This is a genomic window from Agathobaculum sp. TL06 (genome assembly GCF_054658635.1).
The window spans coordinates 86,171-102,186 of record NZ_BAAGGY010000013.1; the positions used below are offsets into that span (position 1 = coordinate 86,171).

The following is a 16,016-nucleotide window of genomic DNA, read 5'->3' on the forward strand; positions in this document are numbered from 1 at the left end:
TCGCTCTTTTGGTTTGCCCTTATGACAAATGAAAGGACGGATCAATATGGAAAATAACATTCTTATCGGAACTCGCGTTGACTGTTTGTATAGAGTGTCCACCGACAAGCAAGTGGACTATGACGATAAAAGCCAAGCCGACATCCCCATGCAGCGCAGAGAGTGCCACCGCTTCTGTGAAAAGATGGGCTGGACGATTGTTCACGAAGAACAGGAGGACGGCGTATCCGGCCACAAGGTACGGGCCGAAAACCGCGACAAACTCCAAATCATCAAAGAACGGGCCAAGCAGGGCAAGTTCGATATTCTGCTGGTGTTCATGTTTGACCGCATCGGGCGTATCGCTGACGAAACGCCCTTTGTGGTGGAATGGTTTGTCAAGAACGGCATCCGGGTATGGAGTACCCAAGAGGGTGAGCAGCGTTTTGATACCCACACCGACAAACTCACCAACTATATCCGCTTCTGGCAAGCTGACGGTGAAAGCGAAAAGACTTCTATCCGCACAAAAACCGCCCTCGGCCAGCTTGTCGAGGACGGCGGTTTCAAAGGCGGGCTTGCTCCCTACGGCTACGATCTCGTAAAAAGTGGCCGCTTCAACAAGCGAAAGCATGAGGTTTATGAGCTGGTTGTCAACGAGGCCGAGGCCGCTGTGGTGCGGATTATCTTTGACAAGTATGTGCATGAGGGCTACGGAGCCCAGCGGATCGCCACCTATCTGAATAAGCTCGGGTATCGGGCAAGGTCGGGTAAGATGTGGCACCACGCCAGCATCCGGGGTATCATCTGCAACCTCACCTATACCGGCGTACTCCGCAGCGGCGATAGCCGATCCCAAGTGCTGCTGCACTTGCAGATTATCCCGCCGGAACTCTTTGAGGCCGCACAGCATATCCGCACTTCCCGTGCCAATTCTGCCGAACAGGAGCGCCGTGTTCCTCTCAACACCCGAGGCCAGTCCCTGCTGGCCGGGAATGTGTTTTGTGGTCATTGTGGCTCCCGGCTCTCACTCACCACAAACGGCAAGGCTTATCCCTGCAAGGACGATCCAAACCGCATTGTAAAGCGTGTACGGTATATCTGCTACGGCAAAACCCGCAAGCAAACGGAATGTGACGGTCAGACCGGGTACACGGCACATACCCTTGACGGCATCATTGATAAGGTGGTGCGACAGATCTTTGAGCGTATGAAAGCTGTCCCCAAAAGTGAGATCGTCAATATCCGATACAAAGAAAAGATGGAGGAACGGAAAGCGCTGCTCCGCAGCATCCGGGCCGAACATACAAAAGTATCTGCCGAGCTGAATATGCTGAAGGCCGAGGTCATTAAATCCCTGCGCGGCGAAAGTGCTTTTTCGCAGGACTTGCTCGGCTCTCTGATTTCTGACTGTGAGACAAAATGTCTCGAAGTTCAGCAGCAGCTTGAGGCGGCGCAACTGGCCTATGACGAAGGACAGGCTGTGCTGGAACACTTGAACGCCCAATACGATGACATTATCTCTTGGGCTGATATGTACGACACCGCCAGCATGGAGGCAAAGAAAATGATCGTCAACTGCCTTATCAAGCGGGTGGAGGTCTACCGGGACTACAAGTTGCATATCGACTTTAACATTGACTTTGAGCAGTTCAGCATGGGCATGGACATCGTTGCCATCGCTGCATAAAGCAAAAACCCCACTTCCGAAGAAGTGAGGTTTTCGTTCACAATCTCTTGGTGATGGTGGAGATAAGCGGGATCGAACCGCTGACCTCTTGAATGCCATTCAAGCGCTCTCCCAGCTGAGCTATACCCCCAGATAAGAGAGATTGTGATGTTTAATTTTTATGTTCCCTGTACGGGGGTTGTTTACCGCTTCAACCGGGCTCCCAGCTGAGCTACGCCCCCAAAAGGTCGTCCGCTTTGTTCTGACGACGAAATATATTATACACAAATACGCTTTCCCTGTCAAGGAAAAATGCAAATTTTTCGTCACGCAATCCCAAACAATCTTTTGCCGTTTTCTGTTGTGATCCTTTCGACCGCTTCCGCTTCCATCCCTTTGACCTGCGCGATCGTTTCCGCCATACGGTGTACATACAGCGACGAATTGCGGCGGCCGCGATACGGTTCGGGCGCCATATAGGGGGCGTCCGTTTCAATCATCAGCCGGTCGAGCGGTGCCTCTCGGATAACCTCCAATGCCTTGCGCGCGTTTTTGAACGTGATTACACCGGTGAACGACAGATAGTATCCCAGCTTGAGCAGCTCGCGCGCCATCTCCACGCTGCCTGCGAAACAATGGTACACGCCTGTGACGCCGGCATACCGGCGCGCGATCTCCATGCAGTCGCCGTGCGCATCGCGGTCATGCACGATAACCGGCTTGCCCAGCGCACGCGCAAGCTCCATCTGCCGCGCGAACACCACCTGCTGCCGCGCGCGCGCCCGCTCGTCCTTTTCCCAGTAATAATCCAGCCCGATCTCGCCGATCGCGCGCACCTTCGGCTCCGTCTGCGCCAATTCTTTGATGACCGCAAGGTCGTTATTCCAATTTTCGTCAATATTTTCAGGGTGTATCCCCACGGCGGCGTATATAAAAGGGTATTTTTGTGCGTAGCCGACCGCCTTGCGGGAGCTCTCCAAATCACAGCCCGGGTTGAGGATCAGCCCTACGCCGTTTTCCGGCATGGCGGACAGCAGCGCATCCCTGTCCTCGTCAAAGCGCTCGTCGTCATAATGCGCATGGGTATCAAACAGCATCGTTTTGCTTTCCTCCTCATATCCAGCCGAAATGCCGGCAGGCATTCCACAGCCCGTCCTGGTCAACCGGCGTTGTAATGTAATCCGCCTTTTCTTTCAGCGCCGCGCAGGCGTTCCCCATCGCCACTGAAAGCCAGCCCTGCCCGAACATGCAGACGTCGTTCGTGCCGTCCCCGAAGACCGCGACGTCCTCATCCGACGCGCCCAGCACGTCCAGCATGCGCCGGATGCCGCGCTGCTTGCAGACCGGCTCGATAAACAGCACATCCTGGTTGTAGCGGACCGTCGGCAGGCCGCCGAGGTCGATCTCCCCCTGATTTTCCGGCGTGCAGGCGATATATACCTTATACAGCTTGTCCATCCCGCGGTAATCAAAGGCCGGATCGACCGTGACCGGAAAATAATTGCTTGGCGCGACAGCCAGATACCGCTCATCCGCTGTGAGGCAGACCCGCTCGTTTTCGATCGTTACCGCCCAGGGAATACGCTGCCGCTCCAGCCGGTCCAGCAGGGCGACGCAATCCGGCACGGGCAGGCTCTGCATCTCAATGACCTCTCCGTCCAGCGTCAGGCTGTAGCCCCCGTCGGCCACGATATGCGTAAAGCCGTACCGCTGTGCGACCACGGCGGCGGAAGCCTGCAGCCGGCCGGTTGCGATCGCGGTAAAATGGCCGTTCGCGCGCAGCCGCTCCAGACAGCGCGCCCCGCTTTCCGGCATCACGGTTGTCAGGCCGGTCGCCAGCGTGCCGTCAATATCAAAAAAGAGGTATTTTTTTCGCATGGGTCCTTCCTTATCGCTTGTATTTTTTGTAGATATATCTGTAAATGCCGATCAAAGCGCCCAGCCCGCCGACCGAGAGCGCCGCGGCCGCTATGCCCGCCGCAGCGGGCGCGGACAGCGCCAGCGCGCCAGCGAGCGCCCAAGCCGCACCGTATCCCCACCACAGCCGCGCACAGGCGCGGTTATAGGCTGGGATATCGCGGATTTCCTCCGGTTTGACCGTGCTGCCCGCCCAAAAGTGCATCGGGTCGCGCCGCATGGCCGCCCAACAGCCGACGGCAGCAAATACCGCCGCGCAGAAGCACAGGATAACTGCCATCGGGATGCTGGCCGCGTTCATTTTTCATCCTCCACAGGCTTTTCAAACACCAGATCGATCTCTTTCAAGCCACCATCGCCGGAAAACTTTATCGGCAAATAGCCGGCATACCGCCACCCCTGCGCCGCATAGCGGTCGATGATTTTCCGGTGCTCACATTCCGCATTGTTGATCCAAAAGCCGCCGCCCGTGTACAGAGAAACGTATTCGTATTGATACATCACCCAGACCTCCATCCATAAAAAAGCGGGCCGCGGCGCCAGCCGCAGCCCTTCGCTCTTTTATTGTAGCACAGCTTCGCTCTGCCTGCAATCCCCGCCGCCGTTCCCCCCGCGCCGCAGCGCGCATTTGATCGTCCTGTGCCGCTCTGCGGCGCGGGACATCAAAAGACAGGACATGCGCCTGTCTTTTGATACCAGAAAGCGATCTTGTGTGCCGCCTGCGGCGCGCAACGATCGCGCTCTGGCCGCATCCGCGCCTGCGGCGCGGTGCGGCCTCTTCGATGGGAAGGCGTGCCTTTCCATCGAGCGTCAGCAGAGCTTCGCGCCCGCTTCAATACCGTCGTCCAGCATGAGCAGATTGAGCTTGCCGTCCTTCTCCGCAGAGAGCAGCATGCCGCACGACTCCTGCCCCATCATCTTGCGCGGCGGCAGGTTGGTGACCGCAACGACCGTCTTGCCCACCAGCTCCTCGGCCTTGTAATACTTGGCGATGCCGGACAGGATCTGGCGCGGCGTACCCGAGCCGTCGTCGAGCTGGAATTTCAAGAGCTTCTCGCTCTTCTTGACGTTCTCGCACGCGAGCACCTTGCACACGGTCATATCCACCTTGCAGAAATCGTCGAACGGGATATCCGGCAGGAAAGTGACCGCCGGCTGCTCCGCCGCCTGCGCGGCCTGCTTCTCCGCCTCGATCTCCGCGAGCTTTTTCGGGATGTCGATGCGCTCGAACAGGATGGACGCCTCGCCCACCTGCGCGCCCGCCTGCATGCCGCCGAACGAAGCAAGGCTCTCCACGCCCTTGTCCACAGTGTTCAGCTGCGCGAAGATCTTGTCCGCCGTTTCGGGCAGGTAGGGGCGCAGCATGGTCGCCGCAAAGCGGATGGACTCCAGCAGGTTATACAGCACCGTACCCAGGCGGTCGCGCTTGGCCTCGTCCTTGGCCAGCGCCCAGGGCATGGTTTCGTCGATATATTTGTTCGAGCGGCGCAGGAGCGTGAACACCTCGTCGATCGCGTCCGCGACGTGCAGGTCGGCCATGCGCTTTTCGACCGCCGCGGGCAGGCCGAGCGCGACCGCCTTCAGCTCGTCGTCCACCGGCTCCGCCGCGGTCGGGGCGGGGATAACGCCGCCGAAATACTTCTTGGTCATGGCGATCGTGCGGTTGACCAGGTTGCCCAGCACGTTGGCAAGGTCGGAGTTGATGCGCTCGCAGATCAGCTCATAGGAGATCACGCCGTCATTGGCGAACGGCATCTCGTGCAGCACATAGTAGCGCACCGCGTCCACGCCGAACAGGCGCACCAGATCGTCCGCGTAGATCACGTTGCCGAGCGACTTCGACATCTTGCCCTCGCCCACGAGCAGCCACGGGTGGCCGAATACCTGCTTCGGCAGCTCCTCGCCCAGCGCCATCAGGAAGATCGGCCAGTAGATGGTGTGGAAGCGGATGATATCCTTGCCGATCAGGTGTACGTCCGCGGGCCAGAAGCGCTTGTAGTGCTCGTCGTGGTTCCCGTCCGGATCATAACCGCAGAAGGTGATATAGTTGGTCAGCGCGTCCAGCCAGACATAGACCACATGGCCCGGGTCAAAGTCCACCGGAATGCCCCAGGAGAACGAGGTGCGGGACACGCACAGGTCCTGCAGGCCGGGCTTTAAGAAGTTGTTGACCATCTCGTTTTTGCGGCTCTCCGGCTGGATGAACTCGGGGTGGTCTTCAATATGCTTCATCAGGCGGTCGGCGTACTTGCTCATGCGGAAGAAGTAGGCTTCCTCCTCCGCGTCCACCACCGGCCGGCCGCAGTCCGGACAGCACCCGTCCTTGAGCTGCGACTCGGTCCAGAACGACTCGCAGGGCTTGCAGTACTTGCCTTTGTACGCGCCCTTATAGATATCGCCCTGATCGTACAGCTTTTTGAAGATTTTCTGCACCTTTTTCTCGTGCATGGGGTCGGTCGTGCGCACGAACTTGTCGTAGGTGGTGTTCATCAGGTCCCAGATGTCCTTCACCTGGCCCGCGACGTTGTCCACATGCTGCTGCGGGGTGATGCCTGCGGCCTCGGCCTTTTCCTGGATTTTCTGGCCGTGCTCGTCCGTACCGGTCTGGAAGTACACATCGTATCCGGTCAGGCGCTTGTAGCGCGCGATCGCGTCGGCCAGCACGATCTCATAGGTGTTGCCGATGTGCGGCTTGGCCGAGGTATAGGCGATCGCCGTTGAAATATAATAGGGTTTCTTGTCCATGGTTTGCTCTCCTTTATCTTCATTTTGCATAAAAAGACTTGTTTTATGCGGTAAACAGCAGGGTGTTCACCGGCTGCGCGGGCAGCGCCGCCGCGTCCTCCTCCCGCCACGGCCGCAGCAAAATGCGCATGAAAAAAGCCCTCCTCCCGAATGGTCGTTCCATTCAAGGACGAGAGCGAAAACGCTTCCGTGTTACCACCTTGCTTCACGCGCCCCTCGCGGCGGCGCGCCTCATCAGGTACTTCCATACCCGAAGCGCTGTAACGGGCGCCTGCCCGCCGCAGCCTACCCGCATGCGCGGCTCGGTGCGGGACTCCAAGGCCATTTTCCGCCGCGTCTCCCGCGCCCCGCTCTCACCATCCGAGGCTCGCTTTGCCGTTCTCCGCGCCGTACTTTCCTTTTCATCGCCATGCTTACCTGTATAACGGTTTCATTATAGCATCACGGTATTTGCCTGTCAAGCGTGCAAAAAACGGCGGCGCTTTCCGCTGCCGCCGCCGTTTTCATCCGTTTTCCCTTACCGCTCAGGCGCGCCGCCGTTCTGTGTCCTGCCCGCGTAAAACTCAAACAGGCAGACAAAGGAGGTATTGATATACGCCGCCAGAAACCCGTTAATCACGACGCCCAGGCAGGCCCCCGCGGTCAGCGCCAGCAGAAACACCGCAAAGCCCGGCGCGCCGGGGATGAACACAAAGCCAAACAGCGCGATCAGCCAGCAAAGCCCGCTGACAAGGCCGGACAGCACATACCACCAGAAAAAGCTCAGCACAAACAGGAATACCTTCCCATACTGCCCGTGGAACACTCTGCTCCCGTCGCGCGTGGCATCCCACGCGCCGCGCGCCTCCTGCTCGCTGACCAGAACCCAGCCCGCCTGATAGGTCATCATCTTGATGCGGATGGGGAGCAGCACAAGCTGGTACAGCACATACAGCATCGCCGCCGCGCCCGTCACATCCGCTCGCGTCAGATAATGCCCCGAAACGGCGGCGCTCGCCAGCAGGCCCATGCCTGCAAAGAAAAACAGCATCGTAGGCAGGACCGACCAGAGAAGCTGCCGGAAAAACAGGCAGAACTCCATCCGCACGCCCGCCCAGAACGAGCGCAGCGAGGTAAACGGCTGGAACAGCGCGGAAACGCCCGGCTCCTCCCCGCGGGAAAGGCCGATATAAAACCGCATCATGCCATACAGCAGCGGGCCGGTGACAACCAGCATGACGAATATCACCAGCCATACCGCATTCAGGTTGCGCCCCACAGCCATGCCGAGCGCATCTCCCCGATACCCGTTTGCGTACAGCGCGAACAGGTCGCCGAATATCGTGAGGTACAGCATCAGCACCAGCAGGAAATATGGCACCGCATACAAAAACTGTATCCCCACACAGCGGCCGATCTGCTCCTTGACCCTGCGCTTACACTGCCGCTTGATCGTCTTTCTCACCTGTGCGCTGTCGTGCAACTGCTGTTTCCTCCTGTCGTTTCCCCGCTGTCCGCTCACGCGGCGCCGTCCGCCGGCGCTTCCGGCGCCGCTTCAGAGGGCGCGCCCTGTTCCGCCGTTTCTCCGGCTTCCCCGCCGTCGCCGGACGGCTCCTCCGTCTTGGGCGGTTCCTCGGTTTTGGGCTGCTCCGGCTGAATCGTGCCGACATAGACCACCTTATCCCGCTTGTCATACCGCGAGCTGTTCGCCAGCACCTCGGTCGTCTTCCCGTTTTCCGTGATCTGCTTATAGGTGCGGGTGGAATAGCCCGTGATGCCGCTCACATCCAAGCGCGTCTGGCCCACCTTCATGGAATTATCCTTTTTCTCGATCGTCTGCGGCGAATAGGTTTCCAGCACTTCGGTGCGGGTCGTGACCGTCTTGTCGCTCGTCTTGGTACCGACAAGCGTCATAATCATCTGCCCGCCGCTCTGCTGCGCCAGGATCTTGACCGGATAATCCGTATTATTCTTGAACCGGAAATCCAGATTGCCGTAATCCACGGTCGCATCCTCGCCCAGCGGCGTATAGGCGACCGTATAGGAATGGTTATACCGCTCGGTCACCTCCAGGTCCGCGCGCAGCACGGCCATATACAGCGTGGAGGAAGGCTGGCAGACGCCGCCGCCGAACTCGTCAACAATCTGGCCGTTGACATATGCGTGCGCCGGCTTATATCCACGCGCCTCGGTGCGCTCCCCGACCACGCCGTTATACGAAAATTCATCGCCCGGGTTGAGTATGGTCCCGTTGATGGCCGCCGACGCCAGATTGACGTTGTTCGTGCGCGCGGTATTGCTCTCGTCCAGATAGGTCACCGCCTGCGCCAGCGTATCCCGAAACAGCTTTTCCTGCAGGTCCGCCGCCGTCACCTTGGGCGGCGTGGTCGTGATCGGGATGGAATAGCTTTGCTCCGTCCCATCCCCCACGATCTCCCGCGCCTGGTCGATATCGAACTGCACGCCGGGCTTTTCCGGCACAATGGTTTTGCCGTCCTCTTTATTGACCGTCGCGCTCACCGGCTCGCCGATCACCTGCTCGGCGATCTTATCCACATTGATCGCAGGCGTCTCGGTCAGCTCGGTCGAAACCTCATACGGCTCGAAATCCATCAGGCGGATCTTTTCCGTCAGCGCCTGCTCGACCGCGTCCGTGTCGAACCGCACGCCCGGCTTGCCGGCATGGATGGTCATGGTATCCGTGCCAATGTCCCAGGTGGGTTCTACCGGCTCGGTCAACGCCTCCGCGGCGATGTCGGACAGGGCCTTTTTCAGCCCCTCCTCATCCACGGTGGCGGCCAACTGCGCCTCGCCCCTGCCGAAAACCGCCGTGACCACATCCCACATGCGGGCCAGCGGGTTGCCCGTGCGCCCGACCGCGTAGGCGTTCTCCGCGGACTGGGCCGCGTCCACGTTTTCCAGCACGTCGCGCACCGGAATACGGTAGGTCTGCTCATAGATTGTGACGGAAACATCCGCGTCCTCATACAGCGGCGCGCTCTGTTTTTCGATCTGCGCCGCGGCAGCGCTCCGGCTCATCCCGCTAACCGCGATCGGCCCGACCGTCACCCCTGGGAACACATTCGGGTAAAGGTAGGTGAACCCGCAGAGCAGGACCAGCAGCGCGGCCGCCACGCCGCCGGCTATCTTCAGGGCGAGCGGCACGCGGACCGTTTTCTTTTCCGCTTTCGGCGCGGCGTTCTTCGCCGTACGCTTCACCATATGCGCCCCTTTCTTTGTTTTATTGATCCGGTTTTCCAACATGATCTTCCCCTGTTTCGCTGTCTTTATATATGCGTCAATGAAAAATATCATACAAAATAAAACGGCAAGCACACCGCTCGCCATTTTTCGACGGTCTATACCATCCTCATTATATACAGAGCCCGTGGGATATGCAATAACAATTCGGTTAAATTCACAATTTAATCACAAGAAGTAAACAAATCTGCCCATAAATACAAAAAAGCGCCGTTTTCCACGGCGCTTTTTGAGCAAAACTCCCTTTATACGTTGAAGCGGAACAGGACGACGTCCCCATCCTGCATCACATATTCCTTGCCCTCCGAGCGGACAAGGCCCTTTTCGCGGGCCGCCGCCAGCGACCCAAGCTCGATCAGGTCCTGATAGCCGATCACCTCGGCGCGGATAAAGCCGCGTTCAAAATCCGAATGGATCTTTCCGGCGGCCTGCGGCGCCTTGGTACCTTTTTCAATCGTCCAGGCGCGCACCTCCTGCTCACCCGCGGTCAGGTAGCTCATCAGGCCGAGCAGGTCGTAGCACACGCGGATCAGGCGGTCCAGACCGGATTCGTGCAGGCCCAGCTCGGAAAGGAACATCTCTTTCTCCTCCGCGTCCATGCCCGCGATATCCTCCTCCAGCTTGGCGCAAATCGGCAGCACCATCGCGCCCTCCGCGTCCGCGATCGCCTGCACTGCCTTCAACCGCTCGTTCTCGGCCGCGTCGCTGGTAAAGCCCGCCTCGTCCATATTGGCGGCGTAAATCACCTTTTTCGCGGAAAGAAGGTCGCTCTCGTTCACCACGCGGTCAACGTCCTCGTCCTCGCCAAAGCCCTCGAACGTGCGCGCGGTCCTGCCCTCCTCCAGATGCGCCTTGAGCGCCTCGAGGATTTCCACATCCCGATTCAGCTTTTTGTCCGCCTTGGCAGCCTTGCGGGTGCGCTCCAGGCGGCGCTCCAGATGCTCGATATCCGCCAGAATCAGCTCGAGGTTGATGGTTTCGATGTCGCGCGCGGGATCGACCGAGCCTTCGACGTGGACGATGTTCTCATTGTCAAAGCAGCGGACGACGTGGACGATCGCGTCCACCTCGCGGATGTGGGACAGGAACTTGTTGCCCAGTCCCTCGCCCTTGCTCGCGCCGCGCACCAGGCCCGCGATATCCACAAACTCCACCACCGCAGGGGTGGTTTTTTTCGCGTGGTACAGGTCGGTCAGCGGCTGCAGGCGCTCGTCCGGCACGGCCACCATGCCCACGTTGGGGTCGATGGTGCAGAACGGGTAGTTCGCGCTCTCCGCGCCCGCCTGCGTGATTGCATTGAACAAAGTCGATTTCCCGACATTCGGAAGCCCGACAATACCTAATTTCATAATTCTTCATATCTCCTTTATTTACTGGGTTTTTCAGCATTCTATAAAAGCATTTACACCATTTCTACACCATTTTTTATTGGCACTATATGGCTCGGTTCGCCTCGAACTGTTGTACACCGTTAACCAAAGAATCATCCGTTACATGAACGTACCGATCCATCGTTGTCTTAATACTTGCGTGGCCTAACAACTGCTGTAATATTTTGGGCTGCATTCCGCTCTCAATCGCTCTTGTAGCATAAGTATGGCGTAACGCATGCATACAAAACCTTTTAATTCCCGCTTCATCGCATAACTTATACAGATGTGTGTCATAAGAGCTGTTCTTCGCCGGCTTTCCCGTCCGCCAATTGATAAATACGAGATCACGCATCGAAAAGCTCTCTTGACGCCCTGTGCGGCGATCTACATAAGTTAGCACCTGATCCAGTGAATCAGATTGCTTGCAACAGTGCCGAGCGTTTTCAACTGACCGCAGAATTTCATAAGCATGTTTTGTCAGCGGGATCGTACGGTAACTTTGCTTTGTCTTTGGCGGTCCTGCACGCCAGTTTTGCTGCTTATGGCGAAATTCCAAGGTTTTATTGACCGTTAACGTCCGCCTCTCCCAATCGATCACGTCCCAAGTCAATCCGATCAATTCTCCTGTTCGGAGACCAGTTTCCAGCAACAAAGCGTACTGGAAATAGTTATGGGAACGTTTTGCCACATCCAAAAACTTCTTCTGTTCCTCGACAGTTAGAAATTTTATATCGTTAACTGCGCGAACCGGCTTAGTGAATCTTACGCCGTCCATAGGGTGTTTTGCAATCAGATCGTTCATCAGGGCAGATTTAAACATTGTCCCCATTGCAATATACGTCTGACGGATCGTTCCGCCAGCATAATGATCCTCCATACGATTTAACACCATTTTGCAGTGCAGCGGTTTAACATTTTTCAGTAACATTCCTCCGATAAGCGGTTGGATATCGCGGGTATATCTTTCACGATAATTTCTTTGAGTATTGGGCGCTAAATCGCAAACGATATGCTCGATCCAATATTCAAACCATGCATCCACTGTCATATCTGAAGGCGTAAAAATATCATGCCTATCTGTATATCTCGCATCCGCTATCCAGTTACGAGCCTCCGGAAGTGTCTTGAAATATTTTTCATGACGCTTCCCTTGTTTATCTACAAATCTCGCACAATACAGACCATCCTTTCTTTGGCAAATTCCTTTGCCGCATTCTTTTCCTTTAAGATTTTTTCCCATTATTGATCTCCTTCCCTATGCCGAGAAAAAGATCCAATGCAATGTAATTGATTATAGCACAATGAATTTCGTTCCTCAATAGTCTGTAGCATCATATCACAAGCTTCTTTCTAATAAACTCTTCAAATTCAATGCGTTTTACCAATCGCTTAGTTCCGACATAAAGGGCAAACGGACAATCGGGCATACGTAACAGGCTCTCAATTTTATTTATGCCTATATTGCTATATTCGGCTGCTTCTTTTATAGTCAATGTCATTTTCAGATAAATTGGCACCTTCTCTTCCATTCTTTACTCCTTTTCCACAAAAATTGTGTATATAATATGACAATACATATTTGTTGGGCAGTCACAGAAAAATTTATTGCTTATCTGCGACTGCCCAATTTCAATTTTCACCAAACAGATTTTGCTTTATCTCCGTTTTAGTTCTGGATTTGACATATCCATATGTCCGCAAATATTACAGCCGTTTGCGGTCGCTGCCCATCTTCCCTTATCGACTAACGGCTCTGGGCTCTCCGGCGCTTGCTTCATAGGAGCGCACCCATACTCTTCACTTGTCAAGGTTCACTGCAGCCGCCTTTCATCGGCTTCCCCATAAGCATTTTATAAATCCCCATGGGGAAGCCGATGAAAAAAGCGATTATTTGTTCCAGTGCTTTTGATAATCCAAAATCGCCCTTAAAAGTCCGTTCTCAATATGCCTCTTGACAAACGGGTCAACGTAAAATGTATAGTTACCCTGTTCATCAATACACGGGCGTAAGGCTTTCGAATGGATTATCGGCTGAAAGAAATGTACAACCTGAAGCATTGCCTGTTCCTCTCCATGTACAGCTTTTTGGACCGTATCATAGCTTAGAATTCTTTTCTCTTTTACCTTACTCTTCACACTTTTGCCCCCACAAACCACTCTCGGAGTTGTTTTATCGCTTTCTTTTTCTGGTAGTTTACTTTTTCTCTGGTCAGGCTCATACTTGAAGCTATCTCCTGATCGGTTTGCTGTATAAAATAAGAACGCAAGATAATCTCTCTGTGCTATCGAAAGCTGCTTTAATGCGTCAGCAAGATCGCTGTCATAAACAGGTACGCAAATATCCCCAATTATAAATTCTGTGTCTATCAGGTGTATCACATTTGCTGGTTGTGGAATGGCCTCAAAAAACAGCGCACCTGGAATACGGCATAACGAATCTTTTCGCAAAAACCGGTACACTTCACTTGTCTGATTTTCAATTGCTTTCCAGCAATAGCTGACAAAGCGTTTCACAATAACATCCTGTGGCGTAAGCGATGTAAGCATTACACTCACCACCTTACTGCCACTGACTGTGGAATTTACATTGTTATAGGCTGTTGAACCGTCCGTTCTTGGTTAATTTTTTTGCACAAATTTTCATTTATTTCTTGTGTATATTTTACAAATTTATATAAGAAATGATATCCCTTTGATTCATAAAATGATTCCAGCGATCTCATATTAAAAAGCAGAAATTTTTTGGTGTATTCTATTGCAGTCCACCCTATTGCTAATGTTCAAAAATTTGAATAAAAACAGCGCCCGCAAAATCTTTAAGATTTTGCGGGCGCTTGTTTCGTTTCCTTTATTAATTTAATAATACGATCAAATCATTTCGCCAAGACAAGAGGTGAGAACACAATATAATAGGCAGCAACACAGCAACACAAAATGAACGCCATCAGTTTCGCATGCTTCCACGGCGTTATATCTACCACATTATCCTCTTCCACCTGAAAATTCTCCCGAGGCTTCCACTTCATAATGAGGAACATGACCAAAACATCAATCCAGAACATAATGCCAATCGTATAATTACTGTGAATCGGCACTTTAACAATGTACATCAGCAGCGCATACATCACAACGTGAAAAGGGATCACAGCTTTTACTGCAATTGGCGGGCATTTTTTAAAAATCATCGCAAACACTACAGCGGCCAAAATCGGCGCATTGATAAAGCCCGTCAAATCAAGCATTAAGTTGTACAAGCCGCCCGATGCAAACATGATAAATGGTGCAATGCAAACGGCAACAGCAGCCAGAACAAATCCGAAAATATGTCCAACACGCACTACCTGCTGATCTGTGGCTTCCGGTTTTAAATACTGCTTATAAACATCAAGTGAAAAAAGCGTACTGGTTGCATTTACTGCACCGTTGAAGGAACTGAGTACTGCACCAAAAACAGCCGCACATACAAAACCGAGAATCGGTTTTGGGATCACACTTTGAATCAACATGGTATACGCGAGATCACCATTGGAACTGACTATTTTATCAAATGTCTCTGTACCGACAAACAGTGCATACGCCAAAATACCGCACCCACCAAGATACAATGGTCCTGCCAACTTGAACGCTGCACAGGTCAAAATCCCCTTTTGCGCTTCTTTCAATGACTTTGCGGCAAAAGTCTTTTGAATGATCATTTGACTGGTACACCAATAGTAAAACCACATGGTTGCTACACCCAGCAAAATTGTAGGCCACGGGAATTCCGGGGCGCTTGCGTCGACTGAAGAAATCGCACTGAGTTTTTCGTGCGGAACACTTGCCATCAGCGTACCCAATCCTTCTCCCAGACTTCCGTCTCCCAATTGATACAATGCAAAAAACGGTACGGAAACACAGCCTAAAAGCAGCAGCACTCCATAAGCGGTGTCTGTAAAGGCTACCATGCGCAATCCACCAAACACAGTGTAAATCAATCCGATGATGCCGATAGCCGCACAAATCAGGGCAATTGCAGCGAAGTCTGAAATATTCAGCAAGCCACTGATATCAAAGATCCCATTAAACACAATTGCGCCGGAATAAAGCACCGTAGGAATCGCAGTTGCCACATAAGATGCCATCAGCAAAATAGATACCAGAGTTTGCGTTTGCTTATCGTAGGATTTCCCTAAAAATTCAGGCATAGTAGCAACACCGCGTTTCAAATAGCGCGGCGCAAAGAACAGGGCCATTGCTATAATACCAATAATACAACCTACTTCCCAGCAAACTGCTCCGCTCATATTGCTCATAAACGCAATACCGGCCTGCCCTGATATTTGTTCTGTGGACAGACAGGCCAAAAGCATCGATGTCGCAATGACAATGCTGGACAGACCGCGGCCTGCCAAAAAGTAGCCATCTGTCGTGCTTTTATTTCCGTTTTTAGATTTGACATATCCTACAGCCGCAACCGCTAATGTGCAAATTAAAAATATACCAAATACCATTAACATATTTACCCTCCTCTGAAATCTGATATCTGTTACGATAGCAGATACTGATATAGGAGTATCCTGTTAGACGCCTGTATCATAAAACCACAGCAAGAAACACTGTTATCAACATGTATCTTTTCACGGGATCCCCCTTCTCCTATATCAGCCCCATTTCAAGTTACTTGATGCGCGCGATGTTCTTGGCGAGTTCTTTTTTCATTTCGAGGTTGGACTGGCGGGCGATCATGATGCGCTGGGCCTGCGGGGAGCCCGCGCCGTGCATGGACTCGGGCAGGTAGCCAACCGCGGCCGTACCCATCGTCATGTTCTCGATCAGCCGCAGCACGCGCATGCGGTCCTCGGTCGGCACGCCTGCCACACCCTTGAGGTACTTCTCGATGTAGTCGTGCGTCGCCGGGTTCCGGTAATCCGCCTCGCTCGGCTGCGTTACCATGATGCCGCCCGCAAGGTCCTGCGCCAGACGTGCAATCTCGTACGGGAACCGCGTCACGTTCTGCTTGCATACGTTCGCCAGCAGCAGGTCGATCAGGTAGTTGCCGCTCTTTGTCTTCGTCCCCTGGCTGGAGCACGCGATGCCGCAGCAGTACAGCGTCT

General features: G+C 54.1%; 14 protein-coding genes and 1 tRNA gene. 1 reads left to right on the plus strand and 14 read right to left on the minus strand.

Annotated features, from left to right (window positions below; genetic code table 11):
• Window positions 1–46: 46 nt before the first annotated feature.
• Window positions 47–1,669 carry a recombinase family protein gene (locus ACYQ3S_RS09515; RefSeq protein WP_015574134.1) on the plus strand — a complete coding sequence of 541 codons (1,623 nt, stop codon included), beginning with the start codon at window positions 47–49 and terminating at the stop codon, window positions 1,667–1,669.
• 54 nt (window positions 1,670–1,723) lie between these two features.
• Here the strand turns inward: ACYQ3S_RS09515 and ACYQ3S_RS09520 are convergent.
• From ACYQ3S_RS09520 to ACYQ3S_RS09585, 14 genes are all read right to left on the minus strand, one after another.
• Window positions 1,724–1,799: transfer RNA gene (locus tag ACYQ3S_RS09520), tRNA-Ala, on the minus strand.
• Between the two features lie 175 nt (window positions 1,800–1,974).
• Window positions 1,975–2,745, minus strand: coding sequence for a TatD family hydrolase (locus ACYQ3S_RS09525; RefSeq protein ID WP_459688753.1), 771 nt, complete (start codon window positions 2,743–2,745; stop codon window positions 1,975–1,977).
• 16 nt (window positions 2,746–2,761) lie between these two features.
• Window positions 2,762–3,526, minus strand: coding sequence for an HAD hydrolase family protein (locus ACYQ3S_RS09530; RefSeq protein WP_459688730.1), 765 nt, complete (start codon window positions 3,524–3,526; stop codon window positions 2,762–2,764).
• Window positions 3,527–3,536: 10 nt separating this feature from the next.
• Complete coding sequence (locus ACYQ3S_RS09535) at window positions 3,537–3,866, minus strand: hypothetical protein (protein ID WP_459688732.1); 330 nt, start codon at window positions 3,864–3,866, stop codon at window positions 3,537–3,539.
• The gene (locus ACYQ3S_RS09540; protein WP_459688734.1) at window positions 3,863–4,066 is read right to left on the minus strand and encodes a DUF4177 domain-containing protein; all 204 of its coding nucleotides are present in this window, start codon (window positions 4,064–4,066) and stop codon (window positions 3,863–3,865) included. Before ACYQ3S_RS09540 ends, ACYQ3S_RS09535 begins: the two co-directional genes overlap by 4 nt.
• Window positions 4,067–4,375: 309 nt before the next feature.
• Entirely contained in the window at window positions 4,376–6,310 is a 1,935-nt protein-coding gene (gene metG, locus ACYQ3S_RS09545) for a methionine--tRNA ligase (RefSeq protein WP_459688736.1), read from the minus strand.
• A gap of 517 nt (window positions 6,311–6,827) precedes the next feature.
• Window positions 6,828–7,772, minus strand: coding sequence for a DUF975 family protein (locus ACYQ3S_RS09550; RefSeq protein WP_459688737.1), 945 nt, complete (start codon window positions 7,770–7,772; stop codon window positions 6,828–6,830).
• Between the two features lie 35 nt (window positions 7,773–7,807).
• Window positions 7,808–9,511: a VanW family protein gene (locus ACYQ3S_RS09555; protein WP_459688739.1), complete on the minus strand. Its 1,704-nt coding sequence runs from the start codon at window positions 9,509–9,511 to the stop codon at window positions 7,808–7,810.
• 284 nt (window positions 9,512–9,795) lie between these two features.
• Window positions 9,796–10,899 carry a redox-regulated ATPase YchF gene (gene ychF / locus ACYQ3S_RS09560; protein WP_459688741.1) on the minus strand — a complete coding sequence of 368 codons (1,104 nt, stop codon included), beginning with the start codon at window positions 10,897–10,899 and terminating at the stop codon, window positions 9,796–9,798.
• A gap of 85 nt (window positions 10,900–10,984) precedes the next feature.
• Window positions 10,985–12,163 carry a tyrosine-type recombinase/integrase gene (locus tag ACYQ3S_RS09565; RefSeq protein WP_459688742.1) on the minus strand — a complete coding sequence of 393 codons (1,179 nt, stop codon included), beginning with the start codon at window positions 12,161–12,163 and terminating at the stop codon, window positions 10,985–10,987.
• A gap of 91 nt (window positions 12,164–12,254) precedes the next feature.
• Window positions 12,255–12,452 carry an excisionase gene (locus tag ACYQ3S_RS09570; RefSeq protein WP_459688744.1) on the minus strand — a complete coding sequence of 66 codons (198 nt, stop codon included), beginning with the start codon at window positions 12,450–12,452 and terminating at the stop codon, window positions 12,255–12,257.
• 358 nt (window positions 12,453–12,810) lie between these two features.
• The gene (locus tag ACYQ3S_RS09575) at window positions 12,811–13,437 is read right to left on the minus strand and encodes a helix-turn-helix domain-containing protein (RefSeq protein ID WP_459688746.1); all 627 of its coding nucleotides are present in this window, start codon (window positions 13,435–13,437) and stop codon (window positions 12,811–12,813) included.
• Between the two features lie 359 nt (window positions 13,438–13,796).
• Complete coding sequence (locus tag ACYQ3S_RS09580; protein ID WP_459688747.1) at window positions 13,797–15,419, minus strand: solute:sodium symporter family transporter; 1,623 nt, start codon at window positions 15,417–15,419, stop codon at window positions 13,797–13,799.
• A 160-nt stretch (window positions 15,420–15,579) separates the two neighbouring features.
• On the minus strand, window positions 15,580–16,016 hold a 437-nt coding region (locus ACYQ3S_RS09585), incomplete at its 5' end, for a 4-hydroxyphenylacetate 3-hydroxylase C-terminal domain-containing protein (RefSeq protein ID WP_459688749.1).